The following is a 15,692-nucleotide window of genomic DNA, read 5'->3' as shown; positions in this document are numbered from 1 at the left end:
TGGCAAGGCGGGACGTCACTCGGATTCCAGGGCGGCCTGGACTTCGTCGCTGAGGTCGGCGTTGCTGTACACGTTCTGGACGTCGTCGAGGTCCTCGAGGGCATCTGCCAGCTTCAGGAACTTCCGTGCGCCGTCGACATCGAGCTCCACCTGCATGGAGGGCACGAATTCCACCTCGTCGGTGTCGTATTCGATGCCTGCTTCGGTCAGTGCTTCGCGGATGGCCTGCAGGTCGCCGGGTTCCGAGTGGATCTCAAAGGTCTCGCCGTTGTCCTTGACTTCCTCCGCACCTGCATCAAGGACGGCCATCAGGACGTCGTCCTCGCTCAGGCCGTTCTTGGGCAGGTTGACCACGCCCTTGCGGGTGAAGAGGTAGCTGACGGAACCGGGGTCGGCGATGGTGCCGCCGTTGCGGGAGATGGCCAGCCGGACCTCGGATGCTGCCCGGTTCTTGTTGTCGGTAAGGCACTCGATGAGCAGGGCCGAACCCTGGGGGCCCCGGGCCTCGTACATGATCTCGGTGTAGTCCACCACTTCGCCGGTGAGGCCGGCGCCGCGCTTGATGGCGCGGTCGATGTTGTCATTGGGAACCGAGGTCTTTTTGGCCTTGGTCACGGCGAGTTCCAGGCCGGGGTTGCCGGCGAGGTCCGGTCCGCCCATCCGGGCGGCAACTTCGATGTTCTTGATCAGCTTGGCAAACGACTTTGCGCGGCGGCTGTCAATGATCGCCTTTTTGTGCTTGGTCGTTGCCCATTTGGAGTGGCCTGACATGCTTTACGCTTCTCCTCTGATCATTCGGATAAAAAGTTCGTGTACGCGTTTCTCGCCGGTCACTTCCGGATGGAAAGAGGTGGCCAGCAGTTGGCCGGAACGCACTGCCACAATTCTAGCCGTCCCCGGGAGCGATGCCGCGTGCGACGCCTGGCCGGGGTCCGCCGGTTCCACCTGCGCCAGGACCTCCACGTCCGCACCCACCCGCTCCACCCACGGACCGCGGATGAAGACTGCATGCACCGGTTCCACACCCGAGTCGGTGGCGCTGAAGTCCAGCCCCTTGAAGTCAAGGTCGGTCTCGAAGGATTCACGCTGACGTCCGAAGGCGTTGCGGCGGACGGTGATGTCAAGGCCGCCGAACGTCTGCTGGGCGGCACCGGAGAGATCGGTTGCCGGGTCGGCGATGTCCGAGGCAAGCAGGATCATGCCCGCGCACGAACCGTAAACGGGCAGACCCTCGGCGATGTATTTCCGGATTGGGTCGGCCAGGTCGAAGGCCCGGGCCAGCTTGTCGATGGTGGTGGACTCGCCGCCGGGAATTATGAGGCCGTCCAGACCGTCCAACTCCTCCGGACGGCGCACGGGCACGGCATGTGCACCGGTAGCTTCCGCGGCGCGCAGGTGCTCCCGGAAGTCTCCCTGGAGGGCCAGGACACCAATCCGCAGGCCTGAGCCCACGCGCGCAGGATCAGCAGAAAGGGGATTTGTCATCCCTCCAGCATACGGCCCGGCGCCTATGGCAGCTGCCGCATGCATCGGGCCGGCAGCGGTTGCATGCCGCTGCTGGGATATATTCAAAACATGGTCTTCTACAGTGTTCCGCTCGGCAAGCTGGTCCGCAGGGTGTCCCGGCTGCGGGGCGGCGGGTCCGCCCTGCCGGGCCTGGTGGTCGAGAAAATCGACCCCGGCTTCATGCGGCGGACGCTCACCACCCTGCCGCACGGCGTGGCGGTGGTCAGCGGCACCAACGGCAAAACCACCACCACCAAAATGGTGGTGGAACTGCTGGAAAGCCAGGGCCTGAAGGTCTTCACCAACCGCACCGGCAGCAACTTCACGCGGGGCGTGGCGGCAGCACTCCTGGGTGAGGTGGACTGGCGTGGCAGGCTGGACGCGGACATTGCCGTCCTGGAACTCGACGAAGCCCACGCAGTCCATTTCGTGAACAGTGTCCCGCCCCGGTACTGCCTCCTCCTTAACGTGCTGCGCGACCAGCTGGACCGTTTTGGCGAGATCGACAAGACCGCCCAGCTCCTGCAGCACATCGCCGCCAAGACCACCGGAACCGTGGTCCTCAACCGTGAGGACCCGCGGGTGGCACGCATCGCGGACACCCTGACGGGCCAGGAGGTCAAGTACTTTGGCCTTGACGACTCCCTGCTGGGGACCTTTCCCAACGACGACGACATGCGGGCTGCTCCCGGAAGCCCCGCCCCGGCGGGCCTGCCGGAAAAGCCGGTTGCCGACGTCGTGCTCCGGAAGGTGGGCGCGGACAGCGCCGAGTTTGAGTACGACGGCGGTACGGTCACCACGGCGATGAAGCTGCGCGGCGTATACAACATCTTCAATGCGGCTGCGGCCCTGACCCTTGCCCGCAGCATCTGCGGCGCAGGCGCCGCCACGGCGGACCACGCCACCTTGCTCGAGGCGTTGTCCAAGGTGGCCCCCGCCTTTGGCCGCGGTGAAAGCCTTACCGTGGACGGCCAGCCGCTGGACCTGGTGCTGGTGAAGAACCCCAGCGGTTTCCGGCTGGGCCTGAAGTCATTCCCTGCCGGCGGCTACGCCACCATGATCGCGATCAATGACAACTACGCCGACGGCCGCGACATGTCCTGGCTCTGGGACGTGGAATTCGATTCCCTCCGGGAGGGCGGCGTGGACATGGTCACCGGGTCGCGGGCCTACGACATGGCGTTGCGGCTGCAGTACGACCAGGTTCCCGTCGGAGCCGTGGAAACGGAGATCCCCGCCGCCCTGACGGCCTTCGTCAGGGAAGGCCGGGGCAAGCCCAAGCGGATCTTCTGCACCTACACCGCCATGCTTGCCATCCGTCGCGAGCTGTCCAAAATCACCACCGTGGAGGTTGTCTCGTGAATCCGGCAGAGGCAGTGACGGCTGCTGACCAGTCCAAGGGCACCATCCGCGTGGTCCAGCTGTACCCCCGCGACATGAACATCTATGGGGACTGGGGCAACGCCCTGGTCCTGCAGCGGCGGATTGCGTGGCACGGGTACACCCCCGAGCTGCTCGAGTACAACGTGGGCGATCCCTTTCCTGACGGTGTGGATATCATTGTGGGCGGCGGCGGGCAGGACAGCGGGCAACTGGTCATCCAGGACGACCTGCAGGCCCGGGCCGGCCAACTGAAGGAATTGGCCGAGGACGGCGCGCCCATGCTGGTCATCTGCGGCCTGTACCAGCTCTTCGGCCGTTTCTTCAAAACCCGCACGGGCGCTGTCATCCCGGGCATCGGCGTCCTGGACGTGGAAACGCACGGGACAGATGAGCGCCTGATCGGTAACGTCAAGGTTTCGACCACGGAGTTCGGCGAAGTCCTGGGCTATGAAAACCACAGCGGCCAAACGACGCTGGGCAACGGAGTCCGGCCGCTCGGAACCGTGGCCAAGGGAACGGGCAACAACAGCAACGACGGCCACGAAGGCGCCCGCTACCGCAACATCGTTGCCAGCTACCTGCACGGCTCGCTGCTGCCCAAGAACCCGGCCATCGCGGACTTCCTCATCCGTACCGCTGCGGAGCGCAAATTCGGCAGCTTCTCCCCCGGCAACCCGGACGACACTTACGCCGTCCTGGCCCGGGAGCACGCCGCCCGCCGGCCCCGCTGAGGCGCAACCGTACGGGACCGCGGCATTGAACTGGGGCCCGTGAGCCTTTAGCAGGGGCTCAGCGCCACTGGAAATACTCCCGGTGGATGTTGGCCCTGCGGACACCTGCCGCCCGGAAGGCTTTCCGGAACTGCCGGAGCATGGTGTCCGGGCCACCCATGAAGACCGACAGCCGCCGGGGCTCAGTCCCCACCGAGGCCAGGACTGCTTCGGGGGTCAGCCGGCCATCCGCAACGGTGTCCACCAGATGCACCTTAAGCCGGGGATGCTTCCCGGCGACGGCGGTAATCTCATCGGCAAACGGGGAGCGCCCTGCCGACGTGACGAAGAGGTGGACATCTTCCTGCAACTCACCGTCGAGGGAGCGCAGCCAGCTGAGGAACGGCGTGATGCCAACCCCTCCCGCAATCCAGACCTGGTGGGCAGTGCCGCGGTGGCGGTCGAAACGGCCATAGGGACCACCAACAACCGCAGGCATGCCGGGTTGTACCACGTCGGGAAGCCTGGCCGTATGGTCGCCCAGGGCCTTCACCGTGATGCTGATCCCGCCCTCCGGGGCAGGTCCGGAGATGGAGAAAGGGTGCCGCTGCCAGCCGTCCGCCGTCTCGAGATAGACCATGGCGAACTGGCCGGGTTTGAAAGCCAGCGGGCGGCCCAGGGGACGGAGCGCCACCTCCACCAGGTCGGCAGCCACCGGCCGGACTCCGGCCACCTGGTAGTCGTGGTGCGGCAGGAAGCGGCGCGCCAGCAGTTCCCGGTATGCGTAGAAGGCCAGGCCCGTCCCGCCGATCGCCACGTAGCTCCACCGCAGTCCGGGTACGGCCTCGAACGCGCTGGCATCCAGCAGGCCGTGCAGGAACCCGGCAGCCAAAAACAGGCCGGTCAGGCGGTGAAAGCCCCGCCACCGTTCGTAGCCGCCCAGCAGGCGGGCTGCCACCCGGAACGGCTTGGAGTGCAGCGCGGTAACGGCCAGGCTGCGGACAGGTGCCGGGAGCATGGTCCGCCAGCGTGGCAGGATTGCCCACACCACCAGGGCGGCTAGGCCGCAGATGGCCACCACGGCCAGGGTTTTTCCGAGGCTTGTGGCGTCCGGGTTGGACGCAAGCTCGATGTGCGGCAACAGGAAGATAGTTGCCGTGATGGCAGCCCTGCGGTGCCAGATTGCAGCATGGTCGATGCCACCGAAAACCGGCTCCACAAGGGGAAGGGTGCTGACAAGGACCAGCGCGATCGAATACAGCAGCACGGATTCACCGCCGAAGAGCTGCCCTACATGCCCGGTAATGGGCTCACTTGCCGGACGCGCAAGGTACCAGAAGATGCCGTACGCCAGCACCAGCAGCATGATGACGCCCGGCCCCACCCATCGGAACGGTACGCCCGCAAAACCGGCCCCTGCCCTGCCACGTTCAGTCATAGCGGCAATTGTAGGGATGCAGGCTGGGAGCGCGTCGCCATTGGTTGGTAATTGAGAAGCGTGCCCCGCTGTGAAAGGTTTACCCCATGACGAACCCCCTGCTGACTGCCAGTCCCCTGCCCTATGGCCTTCCACCTTTCGCCGAACTCACCCCGGAGCAGTACGGCGAAGCCATCGAAGCAGGTCTGGCTGCACATCTGGACGAACTCCAGGCCATCGCCAACAACGCCGAGCCAGCCACGTTCGACAACACTGCACTTGCCATGGAACGCGCCGGGCAGCTCCTGGACAGGGCGGCCGCGGCATTCTTCACCCTGGTGTCTGCGGATGCGTCGGCGCCGATCCGGGAACTCGAAACGGTGCTGTCGCCACGGTTCTCAGCCCACCAGGACGAGGTGTTCCTGAACCGGAGGCTGTACGAGCGTTTTGCCGCCATCGATACGGCCGGCCTCGATCCCGAATCCGCCCGTTTAGTCGAGGAGTACCTTAAGGAGTTCCGCCAGTCAGGCATCCAGCTGGACGGGTCTGGCCAGGAGCGGCTGCGGGCCATCAACGCCGACCTCGCCCGGCTCGGCACGGAATTCGGCCAGCGGGTCAAAGAGGGCATGAAATCCGCTGCCCTGCTGTTGGAGGACGCATATGAGTTGGCGGGCCTGCCGGCCGACGACGTCGCCAGCGCCGCGGAGGCTGCCCGTGCCGCCGGGCATGACGGCAAATACCTGCTGACCCTGATCCAGCCCGGCAACCAGCCTGCCCTGGCCTCGCTCGAGAACCGGGACGTCCGCCGTCGCCTGTTCGAAGCATCCGTGGCCAGGGGCAGTGGCGGCGGCAGCCTGGACGTCCTGGACCTGGCAAGGGAAGCGGCCGGGCTTCGTGCGGAAAAGGCCCAGCTGCTGGGTTTCGCCAACTATGCCGAGCTGGTGGCGGACCGCCAGACGGCCCCGGACTTCGAGTCAGTCCGGACGATGCTGAACCGGATGGCGCCGGCGGCCGTCCGCAACGCAGACGCCGAGGCGGCAGCCCTGGCGGAGGTGGCCGGGCACCCGCTGGAAGCCTGGGACTGGGCCTACTATTCCGCGAAGGTCCGGCGGGAGAAATACGACGTCGACGAACAAGCCCTCCGCCCGTACTTTGAACTCAACCGGGCGATTAGCGACGGGGTGTTCTTTGCCGCCACGTCGCTGTACGGGATCACCTTCCATGAGCGGGCGGATCTCCAGGGCTACCATCCGGACGTGCGCATCTGGGAGGTCCGCAATGAGGACGGTTCCAGCCTGGGCTTGTTCCTCGGCGACTACTACGCGCGTGAATCGAAGCGCGGTGGGGCATGGATGAACTCTCTCGTGGACCAGTCGGCCCTGCTGGACACCAAGCCCGTTGTGATCAACACGCTCAACATTTCCAAGCCACCGGCGGGTGAGCCCACCCTCCTGACCCTGGACGAGCTCCGAACCCTCTTCCACGAGTTCGGCCACGCCCTGCACGGCCTGTTCTCAGATGTCACGTATCCGCGCTTCTCCGGCACTTCCGTGCCACGGGACTTCGTGGAGTATCCGTCGCAGGTGAACGAGATGTGGATCATGTGGCCCGAGGTGCTCTCCAACTACGCACGCCACCACGTCACTGGCGAGCCGCTTCCGCAGGACATTGTGGACCGGCTCAACGAATCCCGGCTCTGGGGCGAGGGCTTCGCCACCACCGAATACCTTGGCGCGGCCCTGCTCGACCTGGCCTGGCACACACTGGAGCCGGGCGATGTACCTGACGACGCGCTGGAGTTTGAGGCGAAGGCCCTCGCCGCAGCAGGAATCGCCCATCCACTGATCCCGCCGCGGTACCGGACGGGCTACTTCCAGCACATTTTCGCCGGGGCCGGATACGCCGCGGGCTACTATTCCTACATCTGGAGCGAAGTACTGGACGCCGAGACCGTGGACTGGTTCAGGGAAAACGGCGGCCTCACCAGAACCAACGGCGACCGCTTCCGCCAGGAACTCCTCAGCCGCGGCAACAGCCGCGACCCCCTGGAGTCCTTCCGGATCCTGCGCGGCCGGGACGCAAAGCTCGAACCCCTGCTAAAGCGCCGCGGCCTCGACTAACCCTCATCGATTGCTCCGTAAACGCCGTTTTGAGGCCCGAAAACGACAGTTACGGAGCAATCGATTTAAAAAGAACGACGCCGGTCCCCCACCAAGAAAAGGTGAGGAGCCGGCGTCGTGGTCAAGTCAGTGAAACCCGGACCGAAGCGACAGGCGGTGGTGATCCGGCAGCACGCGTAAAAGGGGCCCCGTGCCCCCGCTCGCCGCGAAGCGGCCTCAGCGGGGGCACGGGGAATAGCGTGCATAGGATCAGCGCCGCCAGGCGCAAACCCAAGGAGAGAGACTTACCAGCCGCGCTCAGCGAGGCGGTGCGGCTGGGGGATCTCGTCAACGTTAATGCCTACCATGGCTTCGCCCAGCCCGCGCGAGGCCTTGGCGATGACGTCGGGGTCGTCGAAGAAGGTGGTGGCCTTGACGACGGCGGCGGCGCGCTGGGCGGGGTTGCCGGACTTGAAGATGCCGGAACCGACGAAGACGCCGTCGGCGCCGAGCTGCATCATCATCGCAGCGTCAGAGGGGGTGGCGATGCCGCCGGCGGTGAACAGGACCACGGGGAGCTTACCGGCTGCGGCGACTTCCTTGACCAGTTCATACGGGGCCTGAAGTTCCTTGGCGGCGACGTACAGCTCGTCTTCCGGGAGGGAGGACAGCTTGGCGATCTCGGAGCGGATCTTGCGCATGTGGCCGGTGGCGTTGGAGACGTCGCCGGTGCCGGCCTCTCCCTTGGAGCGGATCATGGCTGCGCCCTCGTTGATGCGGCGCAGGGCCTCGCCGAGGTTGGTGGCACCGCAGACGAAGGGAACCTTGAAGTTCCACTTGTCGATGTGGTTGACGTAGTCGGCCGGGGTGAGGACCTCGGACTCGTCGATGTAGTCAACGCCGAGGGACTGCAGGACCTGGGCCTCGACGAAATGGCCGATGCGGGCCTTCGCCATGACCGGGATGGACACGGCATCGATGATCTGGTCAATCATGTCCGGATCGGACATGCGTGAGACGCCGCCCTGGGCGCGGATGTCGGCCGGGACGCGTTCCAGCGCCATGACTGCCACGGCACCGGCGTCTTCGGCGATGCGGGCCTGCTCGACGTTGACGACGTCCATGATGACGCCGCCCTTGAGCATCTCGGCCATGCCACGCTTCACGCGGCTGCTGCCGGTGACGCTGTTCGCGGACGAACCGGCCTCGTTGCTTACATCAGGTGTAGACACAAAAACCCCTATGGGTAGACAGATGATCTTCGCCGGGCATGCGGCGGCAACTGCCGGAGGTGCACGCACGGGTTGCCGGGTCCCTTGACCGGGCACTTACATACTAGTCCCCCGCCGCGCGGGCGGCTTAATCGTACTTAATCCGCAGGCGTGGGTTCAGCCAGGGCCTGCCGGCGGACGGAAACCACGCGCTGCACCACGGTGATGAGGCTGGCCACCGCCAGGAGCACCAGCGTCAGCAGGAGTACCACAGCAGGCAGACCAAGGCCGGTCAGGCCGGTGACCACGAGGACGGACACCAGGCGTTCGGCCCGCTCTGCGATTCCCACGTTCGCGGTGAACCCCAGGGACTCGGCCTTGGCCCTGGCATACGAAACCACCATGCCCAGGACGAGGCACAGCAGGGCGGAGACGGCGATGGCGGGGTCATGGCCGCCGGTGAAGAACCACACTGACAGACCGGCAAAGAGTGCGCCGTCTGCGATCCGGTCCAGAGTGGAGTCGAGGAAGTTGCCCCACCGGCTCTTTACATCCTGCATCCGGGCCATAATCCCGTCCAGGACATCGGAGAAGATGAACGCCGTGATGAAGACGGTGCCCCAGAAGAGCTGGCCCAGGGGGTAGAACACGAGGGCCCCGGCCGCCACACCGGCAGTGCCAAGGATGGTCACCGCGTCCGGGGAGACACCGATCTTCAGGAGCCAGCGGGCCAGCGGGGTGAACAGCGCGGTGAAGAAGCCGCGCGCATGCCTATTCAGCATCCGACTCCCCGGGCCAGGCGTCAGCCACCTGCTGCCGGACCTCATCAAGGGTCTGGGTGATGGCCTTGGTTTGGGCGATGATGGGAAAAAAGTTGCCGTCCCCGCCCCACCGCGGAACGATGTGCTGGTGCAGGTGGGCCGAGATTCCGGCGCCCCCCACAACGCCCTGGTTCATGCCCAGGTTGAAGCCTCCGGCATTGGAGACCTTGCGCAGGACCCGCATGGCCGTCTGGGTCAGGTCCGCGAACTCTGCCGTTTCTTCGAGCGTTAGGTCCGTATAGTCCGGAATGTGCCGGTACGGGCACACCAACAAGTGGCCGGGGTTATAGGGGAAGAGGTTCAGCACTACATAGCAGGTCCGGCCACGATGCACGATGAGCGCCTCTTCGTCGCTGCGGCCGGGTCCTACGCAGAACGGGCAGTCATTTTCGTTCTTGAACTGGTGCTGCCCGCCCTTGATGTAGGCCATGCGGTGCGGAGTCCACAGGCGCTGGAACGCGTCCGGGACACCGGCGAGGGCAAAATCGTCGGTAACGCCGGCATCGCCCGGATAGCCTGCGCCTGTGTTCTCCTGCACTTGCTGCTTCCGTTCGGTTAGCTGGTCCGGTTGCGGACGGCGTCGGTGATCCGTTTGATGGCTTCCTCCACCGGCACGCCGTTGTCCTGGCTTCCGTCCCGGAAACGGAATGACACCGCGCCAGCCTCCGCGTCGTCGCCGCCGGCGATCAGGACGAACGGGATCTTGTCCTTGCTGGCGGTGCGGATCTTCTTGGGGAACCGGTCGGAGGATGTGTCCACCTCGGCCCGGATACCCGCGGCCTTAAGCTGATCGACGACGTCGAACATGTACTCGTTGAACGCTTCGGCAACAGGGATGCCCACCACCTGGACCGGAGCCAGCCAGGCGGGGAACGCGCCGGCGTAGTGCTCGGTGAGGACGCCCATGAAGCGCTCCACGGAGCCGAAGAGCGCACGGTGGATCATCACGGGGCGCTGGCGGGTGCCGTCGGCGGCCTGGAACTCCAGTTCGAAGCGCTCGGGCAGGTTGAAGTCCAGCTGGATGGTGGACATCTGCCAGGTGCGGCCCAGCGCGTCCTTGGCCTGGACCGAGATCTTGGGACCGTAGAAGGCCGCTCCGCCCGGGTCCGGCACAAGCTCCAGCCCGGACTCCTGCGCCACCTCGGCAAGGGTCCTGGTGGCTTCCTCCCAGGTGGCGTCGTCGCCCACGTACTTTTCCGGGTCCTTGGTGGACAGTTCCAGGTAGAAGTCGTTCAGCCCGTAGTCCTTTAGCAGGTCAAGGACGAAGGTGAGCGTCTTGGTGAGCTCATCCTTCATCTGCTCGCGGGTGCAATAGATGTGGGCGTCGTCTTGTGTCATGCCGCGGACACGGGTGAGGCCGTGCACCACACCGGACTTCTCGTACCGGTAGACCGAACCGAATTCGAACAGCCGCAGGGGCAGCTCGCGGTAGGACCGGCCGCGTGAACGGAAAATGAGGTTGTGCATGGGGCAGTTCATCGGCTTCAGGTAGTAGTCCTGGCCGGGCTTGCGTACCGTGCCGTCCTCGTTGAGTTCGGCGTCCACGTGCATGGCGGGGAACATGCCGTCCTTGTACCAGTCCAGGTGGCCCGAGACTTCGTACAGGTGGCCCTTGGTGATGTGCGGGGTGTAGACAAACTCGTAGCCGGCCTCAACGTGGCGCTGGCGGGAGTAGTCCTCCATCTCCTTGCGGATGATGCCGCCCTTGGGGTGGAAGACGGGCAGGCCGGAGCCCAGTTCGTCCGGGAAGGAGAACAGGTCCAGTTCGGAGCCGAGTTTGCGGTGGTCGCGGCGCTCGGCCTCGGCGATGCGTTCCTGGTAGGCCTTGAGGGCGTCCTTGGTGGGCCAGGCGGTGCCGTAGATGCGCTGCAGCTGCTGGTTTTTCTGGTTGCCCAGCCAGTAGGCCGACGACGAACGGGTCAAGGCGAAGGCGTTGGAGATGAGCTTGGTGTTGGGCAGGTGCGGGCCGCGGCAGAGGTCGCACCAGACGGTGCTGCCTTCCTTGCGCTCCACGTTGTCGTAGATGGTGATGTCGCCGGCGCCGACCTCGACGTTCACGCCTTCCCCGGCCTCGGCGGCGTCGTTCTTCTTGCCCAGCAGTTCGAGCTTGTAGGGCTCGTTCTTCATCGCTTCGCGGGCTTCGTCCTCGGTGACGACGCGGCGGACGAACTTCTGGTTCTGGTTGACGATCTTCTGCATCATCTTTTCGAGGGTTTTGAGGTCCTCGGGAGTGAACGGCTCGGCGACGTCGAAGTCGAAGTAGAAGCCGTCGGTGATGTAGGGTCCGATGCCGAGTTTGGCGTCGGGACGCAGCTGCTGCACGGCCTGGGCCATGACGTGTGCTGTGGAGTGGCGCAGGACGTTCAGGCCGTCCGGCGAATCGATGGTGACGCCTTCCACCTCGGCGCCTTCGGGAAGTTCCTGGTCCAGGTCCTTCAGTTCGCCGTTGACGCGGGCAACCACAACGTCACGGCGCTCAAAGAAGAGTTCCGCACCGGTTGTCCCGGTAGTCACCTTGGTCTCTTCGCCATCGACGAGAAGGGTGATCTGCTGGGCATCTGACACGGGTGTCTCCTATTCAAAGTTAAGGCTTCATAGCTTGTGGCATACGGGGACCACAGCCAGCCACCGTCAATGCTATCGGTTCAGGTAAGGGCCGACCAACGCGGCGCACTGCAGGCTCACCCGTTAAAACCGGTGATCGCCAGCGTCCGGCTGATGCCATCCAGGGGATGTGGCACGTCCTCGCCGGCCGCCGTCGTTGACTTCGGGAAGGGCAAAAGTCTCCGTCCGGCTCAGGTCCCACGCCATGCTCGCGCTGAGGCTGATGCCCCGTGGACCTGTCCTTCTGGTGGTGCCCCGGATCAGCAGCAGCCGGGTGCCGAACAGGAGCGGCCCGGCGCTTTCCTGGGCCTCATGGAAGAAAACCGAATCCACACAGCCTGTGCCGTCGTCGATGCTGATGAACACCACCCTCCTGCCGCCGCGCATGGGAGGCGTTTGGGTAGCCACGCGCACTCCTGCCACCAGCACTTCTGTCCCGTTGCGCAGGCTAAGGAGCTTATCCGCAGTGGTCACGCCCAGCCTTTCCAGTAGGGGACGGTGGCTGTCCATCAGGTGGGTGCTGACATCGACAGCCATGAGGTCGAGTTCGGCGCGGACATTTTCAACCAAAGTTGGGGCGGGAAGCCCTGGCTTGATGTTCCGCAGTTCGATGTCGCCCAGGGGAAGGGCCAGTTGCCCCTCTACCACCTCAACGCCTTTGCGCACGCCGTTGGCGGTTTGGAGCTGCTGCAGGTGGTGCACCAGGTCTGCCCGGTTGGCCGGGCCTCCTGCTTCCCGGTGCAGTGAATCAAAGGCACCCAGCTGGGCAAGGCGCCGGATGCTTGGCTTGCTCAGCCGCGAGCGCGCCCGAAGGTCCGCCAGCGAGTCATAGGGCTGCCCGGCCACGGTCCGCTTCAATTCAGCAGCGGACAGCCCGTAGATTCCGTTCAGGCTGAGCCGGATTCCCAGCCTGCCTGCGTCCTTGCCCGATTCGACCCGCTCCACCCGGTATTGGGCTTTGCTCCTGTTGATGTCCAGGGGAAGGATGGGGATGCCCAGCCGGCGGGCTTCAGCCACCAGCAGCCGTTTGGGATACATGCCGGGATCGTGCTCCCACAAGCCGGCGAGGAAGGCTTCGGGATGGTGCGCCTTGAGCCAGGCTGACTGGTAGGTGGGGACGGCGAAGGCGGCGCCGTGGGCTTTGCAGAAGCCGAAACTGGCAAAGGACTTCAGCGTCCCCCATACCTTGTCCACCACCTCCGGGGCATACCCCTTTGCTTTGGCGTTACGGCGGAAGTACTCCTCCACCTGGGCTTCGCCGACCTCGTTGCTCAACGCCCGGCGGAACTCGTCCGCCTTGGCCAGCCCGCATCCGGTCATGATGTTGAGGGTTTTCAGGATCTGTTCGTGGAAGACCGTGACCCCGTGGGTTTCCTGCAGAACGGGTTTGAGGTCCGGATGCGGGTACACCTCAGGGGCAAAACCGTGGCGGTGTTCCAGGAAGGGCCGCACCATGTCTGATTTCATGGGCCCGGGGCGGAACAGCGAGATATCGATAATGAGGTCGTTGAATTCGCGCGGCGCCATCTTGCCGATGAGCTCCCGCTGACCCGGCGATTCAATCTGGAAGCAGCCCAGGGTGTGCGTACTCCTGATCAGTTCGTAAGTTGCTTCGTCATCCAGGGGGACGGCGTTGAGGTCTATCAGGCCATCTCCTGCAATGTAGTCCGGCCCCGTGCCGTCAGGACCCGGCGGATGCCCGCCCGCTGCCACCACCTCCTTTTTGGTGGGGTGGATGCGGATGATTTCCCGGACGGCGAAAGCCATGGCGCTTTGCATACGGACCCCCAGGACATCGAGCTTGAGCATGCCCATGGGGTCCATGTCGTGTTTATCGAACTGGCTCATGGGCAGCCCCAAGCCGCTTGGTTGGACCGGGGTGCGGTCCAGGAGGGTGGCATCACCCAGGATCACGCCGCAGGGGTGCATGGAGATGTGGCGGGGAAGCCGGTCCAGGCGTTCGGTCAGGTCCACCAGCAGGTCCAGCTGCTGGTTGCCATCGGCCTCGCGCTGTTCCACCCGGCCGGCAAACTCCCGGAGCTCGGGCTTTTCCTGCAACGCCTCACGGAACTTACGCGCTGAAAACCGCCACAGCTGCTTGGCGATCTCCCCCACCTCGCCGTCGTCCATACCCAGCGCCAGCCCGGCGTCGCGCACTGCCCCCCGTGCCCGGTATCCGTTCTGCATGCTCATCAGGGTGACCCGCTGGGACCCGAACCGTTCGAAGATCCGCCGGTAGACGTTGTGCCGCTCTGCGCTTTCGACGTCGATGTCAATATCCGGAAGGGTGGCGCGGTCATTGGAAAGGAAACGTTCAAAAATGAGGTCGTGCTGGAGGGGATTGACGTGGCTCACCTCGATCAGGTAGTTGACCAGGCTTGAGGCGCCGGACCCCCTGGCGGCTGCCCTGACCCCCATGTCCTGGATCATCCGGGACACCTCTGCCACGGTCAGGAAGTAGGAGGAAAAACCGAGGTTGTTGATGATCCCCAGTTCATGGTCCAAACGCGCCAGCATGTCCCGTTCCGCTGTACCTCCGATGCCCGGGAAACGCCTGCCGATTCCCGCATGGCAGCGCTGGATGAGTTCGGCGTGCGGATCCTTGTCGATGCCAATGACTGACGCCTCTGGGACCACTGGCTGTTTCCACCCCATATCGGTGGTGGGATCGATCCGGCAGAGATCGGCGAGCGCCTCGGTCTGGGCCATCAGCTGCTTGAGGTCCGCGGCACCGTAACCTGCGGCGGAAATGATCTCCTTCCCAAGTGCCAGCATCTGATCCCCGGATTTCAGCCACCCCTGGCCCGTGGGTTGCAGGAGTGGTTCCCCTGCCAGTTCCGGGAGGGACTTCAAGGTCCGTGCGGAGTCAAGGACATCTGCGGTTGGTGCGCCATCGGCAGCGCAATAGCGGACGGCGTTGGTGAGGATGGCAGGTACATGGTGTTCCTCCGCGAGCCGGAGCATGCGCACAGCATGGGCGGTGCTGAAAGGGGTACCTGGTGCGCTGAGCTGCGAGACGATTTCCGCCACCACTGTTCCCGCGGGCATGGCATCCAGCCATTGCTTGAACAGGGTCCGGGGGCGCAGGTAGCGCCGCCCGCCCATGGACCGTCCGACGTCGGAGTCAGGGCCGAGCAGGACTGTCAGCACCGGCTTGAGGGTTTGGGGGTCCAGGGTGCGGGAGGCGAGTTCGGCCCGGGTGACAGCCGCAGGCACCGCTCCCCCTGCCTTCCCTGACGTCCTGGCGTGGGCGTCGGAAACCAGCCTGCACAGTGCACGGTACCCTGCACCGTTGTTGTGGCCCCTGGCCAGCACCACTACCCTGCCGGCTACCTGGGTGCGGTGGTCGCCGTCGTCGTCAAACACTGCTAGGTCCACGCCCACGATGGGGTCGATGCCCGCAGCCATGCAGGCCTTGAGGTGCTTGATGGTGCCGTACAGGCCGTCCCTGTCGGTGCAGGCAAGGGCAGTCGCCCCGTCCGAAGCGGCCGCCAGGGCCAGCTCCTCAGGCCAGGAGACGCCGTAGTGGGCGCTGAATGCTGTGGAAACGTGAAGGTGGGTGAAACTCATGTTGTTCTGTTCAAGCAGTTCTGGGGCGTAGTGCGTCATGGATCCGCAGCAGCCGCCACCGGCCGCTGCGGATATGACGGGACAGGTCCAGGGTCAGGGGTTCTGCACCTGCAGGTTCTCCCGCAGGCCCGGGGCGGGGTGCCAACGGGACGGGCAGCACCTGGATGCGCCAGATTTCGTGGTCCACCACGCCCGGCCCGCTTCCCAAGGGAGCCCGGGAGTCCTCGGCCCACCACTGCCGTCTTTCATACCATCGGACAGGTTCGGCGCAGACAGTGTAGGACCTGCCTGCCCAGACCAGGGATTCAGGTTGCCCTGCAGCGGAGCACACCACGTCAACAGACTCGCTGAACATGCCCATGACGCCTCCC

At 65.0% G+C, this 15,692-nt stretch carries 11 protein-coding genes and 1 pseudogene; 3 read left to right on the top strand and 9 right to left on the bottom strand.

What is annotated here, in order from left to right; translation table 11 throughout:
• Positions 1 to 15 precede the first annotated feature (15 nt).
• Together QF031_RS08590 and pdxT are read right to left on the bottom strand one after the other, a co-directional pair.
• Positions 16 to 771: a YebC/PmpR family DNA-binding transcriptional regulator gene (locus tag QF031_RS08590; RefSeq protein ID WP_018761454.1), complete on the bottom strand. Its 756-nt coding sequence runs from the start codon at positions 769 to 771 to the stop codon at positions 16 to 18.
• A 3-nt stretch (positions 772 to 774) separates the two neighbouring features.
• Positions 775 to 1,485 (bottom strand): pyridoxal 5'-phosphate synthase glutaminase subunit PdxT, encoded by a 711-nt coding sequence (pdxT, locus tag QF031_RS08585; RefSeq protein ID WP_307426643.1) that lies wholly within the window; start codon positions 1,483 to 1,485, stop codon positions 775 to 777.
• Between the two features lie 90 nt (positions 1,486 to 1,575).
• On the opposite strand from pdxT, the gene QF031_RS08580 reads away from it, so the two are divergent.
• Both QF031_RS08580 and QF031_RS08575 read left to right on the top strand, forming a co-directional pair.
• The gene (locus QF031_RS08580) at positions 1,576 to 2,868 is read left to right on the top strand and encodes a Mur ligase family protein (protein WP_307426640.1); all 1,293 of its coding nucleotides are present in this window, start codon (positions 1,576 to 1,578) and stop codon (positions 2,866 to 2,868) included.
• Positions 2,865 to 3,620, top strand: coding sequence for a type 1 glutamine amidotransferase (locus QF031_RS08575; protein ID WP_307426637.1), 756 nt, complete (start codon positions 2,865 to 2,867; stop codon positions 3,618 to 3,620). The genes QF031_RS08580 and QF031_RS08575 overlap by 4 nt, the downstream gene beginning before the upstream one ends.
• A 58-nt stretch (positions 3,621 to 3,678) precedes the next feature.
• Here QF031_RS08575 and QF031_RS08570 read toward each other — a convergent pair whose 3' ends face one another.
• The gene (locus QF031_RS08570; protein WP_307426634.1) at positions 3,679 to 5,037 is read right to left on the bottom strand and encodes a ferredoxin reductase family protein; all 1,359 of its coding nucleotides are present in this window, start codon (positions 5,035 to 5,037) and stop codon (positions 3,679 to 3,681) included.
• Between the two features lie 86 nt (positions 5,038 to 5,123).
• On the opposite strand from QF031_RS08570, the gene QF031_RS08565 reads away from it, so the two are divergent.
• Positions 5,124 to 7,136, top strand: a complete 2,013-nt coding sequence (locus QF031_RS08565) for a M3 family metallopeptidase (protein WP_307426631.1) — start codon at positions 5,124 to 5,126, stop codon at positions 7,134 to 7,136.
• 284 nt (positions 7,137 to 7,420) lie between these two features.
• On the opposite strand, the gene pdxS is transcribed toward QF031_RS08565, so the two are convergent.
• The 6 genes and pseudogenes from pdxS to QF031_RS08535 form a co-directional block, all read right to left on the bottom strand.
• Positions 7,421 to 8,347: a pyridoxal 5'-phosphate synthase lyase subunit PdxS gene (pdxS, locus tag QF031_RS08560; RefSeq protein WP_307426628.1), complete on the bottom strand. Its 927-nt coding sequence runs from the start codon at positions 8,345 to 8,347 to the stop codon at positions 7,421 to 7,423.
• A gap of 137 nt (positions 8,348 to 8,484) precedes the next feature.
• Positions 8,485 to 9,108, bottom strand: coding sequence for a phosphatidylinositol phosphate synthase (gene pgsA / locus QF031_RS08555; protein WP_307426626.1), 624 nt, complete (start codon positions 9,106 to 9,108; stop codon positions 8,485 to 8,487).
• Positions 9,098 to 9,685 (bottom strand): HIT family protein, encoded by a 588-nt coding sequence (locus tag QF031_RS08550; RefSeq protein WP_307426624.1) that lies wholly within the window; start codon positions 9,683 to 9,685, stop codon positions 9,098 to 9,100. The genes pgsA and QF031_RS08550 overlap by 11 nt, the downstream gene beginning before the upstream one ends.
• Positions 9,686 to 9,702: 17 nt before the next feature.
• On the bottom strand, positions 9,703 to 11,712 hold the full coding sequence (thrS, locus tag QF031_RS08545; protein WP_307426621.1) for a threonine--tRNA ligase: 2,010 nt from the start codon (positions 11,710 to 11,712) through the stop codon (positions 9,703 to 9,705).
• Positions 11,713 to 11,828: 116 nt separating this feature from the next.
• Positions 11,829 to 15,321: pseudogene (locus tag QF031_RS08540) on the bottom strand (DNA polymerase III subunit alpha).
• A gap of 10 nt (positions 15,322 to 15,331) precedes the next feature.
• A complete protein-coding gene (locus QF031_RS08535; protein WP_307426617.1) occupies positions 15,332 to 15,682 on the bottom strand; it encodes a DUF6504 family protein in 351 nt (116 codons plus the stop codon).
• Positions 15,683 to 15,692 lie beyond the last annotated feature (10 nt).

It is taken from the genome of Pseudarthrobacter defluvii, from assembly GCF_030816725.1.
Lineage (GTDB): Bacteria > Actinomycetota > Actinomycetes > Actinomycetales > Micrococcaceae > Arthrobacter > Arthrobacter defluvii_A.
Note: the sequence above shows the minus strand (reverse complement) of the source record. Positions and strands in the feature narration are given on the sequence as shown.

What these genes read in the sequence shown, in the direction of transcription:
- QF031_RS08590 (WP_018761454.1), bottom strand. Translation starts at nt 771, where the DNA reads ATGTCAGGCCACTCCAAATGGGCAACGACCAAGCACAAAAAGGCGATC.
- pdxT (WP_307426643.1), bottom strand. Translation starts at nt 1,485, where the DNA reads ATGACAAATCCCCTTTCTGCTGATCCTGCGCGCGTGGGCTCAGGCCTG.
- QF031_RS08580 (WP_307426640.1), top strand. Translation starts at nt 1,576, where the DNA reads ATGGTCTTCTACAGTGTTCCGCTCGGCAAGCTGGTCCGCAGGGTGTCC.
- QF031_RS08570 (WP_307426634.1), bottom strand. Translation starts at nt 5,037, where the DNA reads ATGACTGAACGTGGCAGGGCAGGGGCCGGTTTTGCGGGCGTACCGTTC.
- QF031_RS08565 (WP_307426631.1), top strand. Translation starts at nt 5,124, where the DNA reads ATGACGAACCCCCTGCTGACTGCCAGTCCCCTGCCCTATGGCCTTCCA.
- pgsA (WP_307426626.1), bottom strand. Translation starts at nt 9,108, where the DNA reads ATGCTGAATAGGCATGCGCGCGGCTTCTTCACCGCGCTGTTCACCCCG.
- QF031_RS08535 (WP_307426617.1), bottom strand. Translation starts at nt 15,682, where the DNA reads ATGGGCATGTTCAGCGAGTCTGTTGACGTGGTGTGCTCCGCTGCAGGG.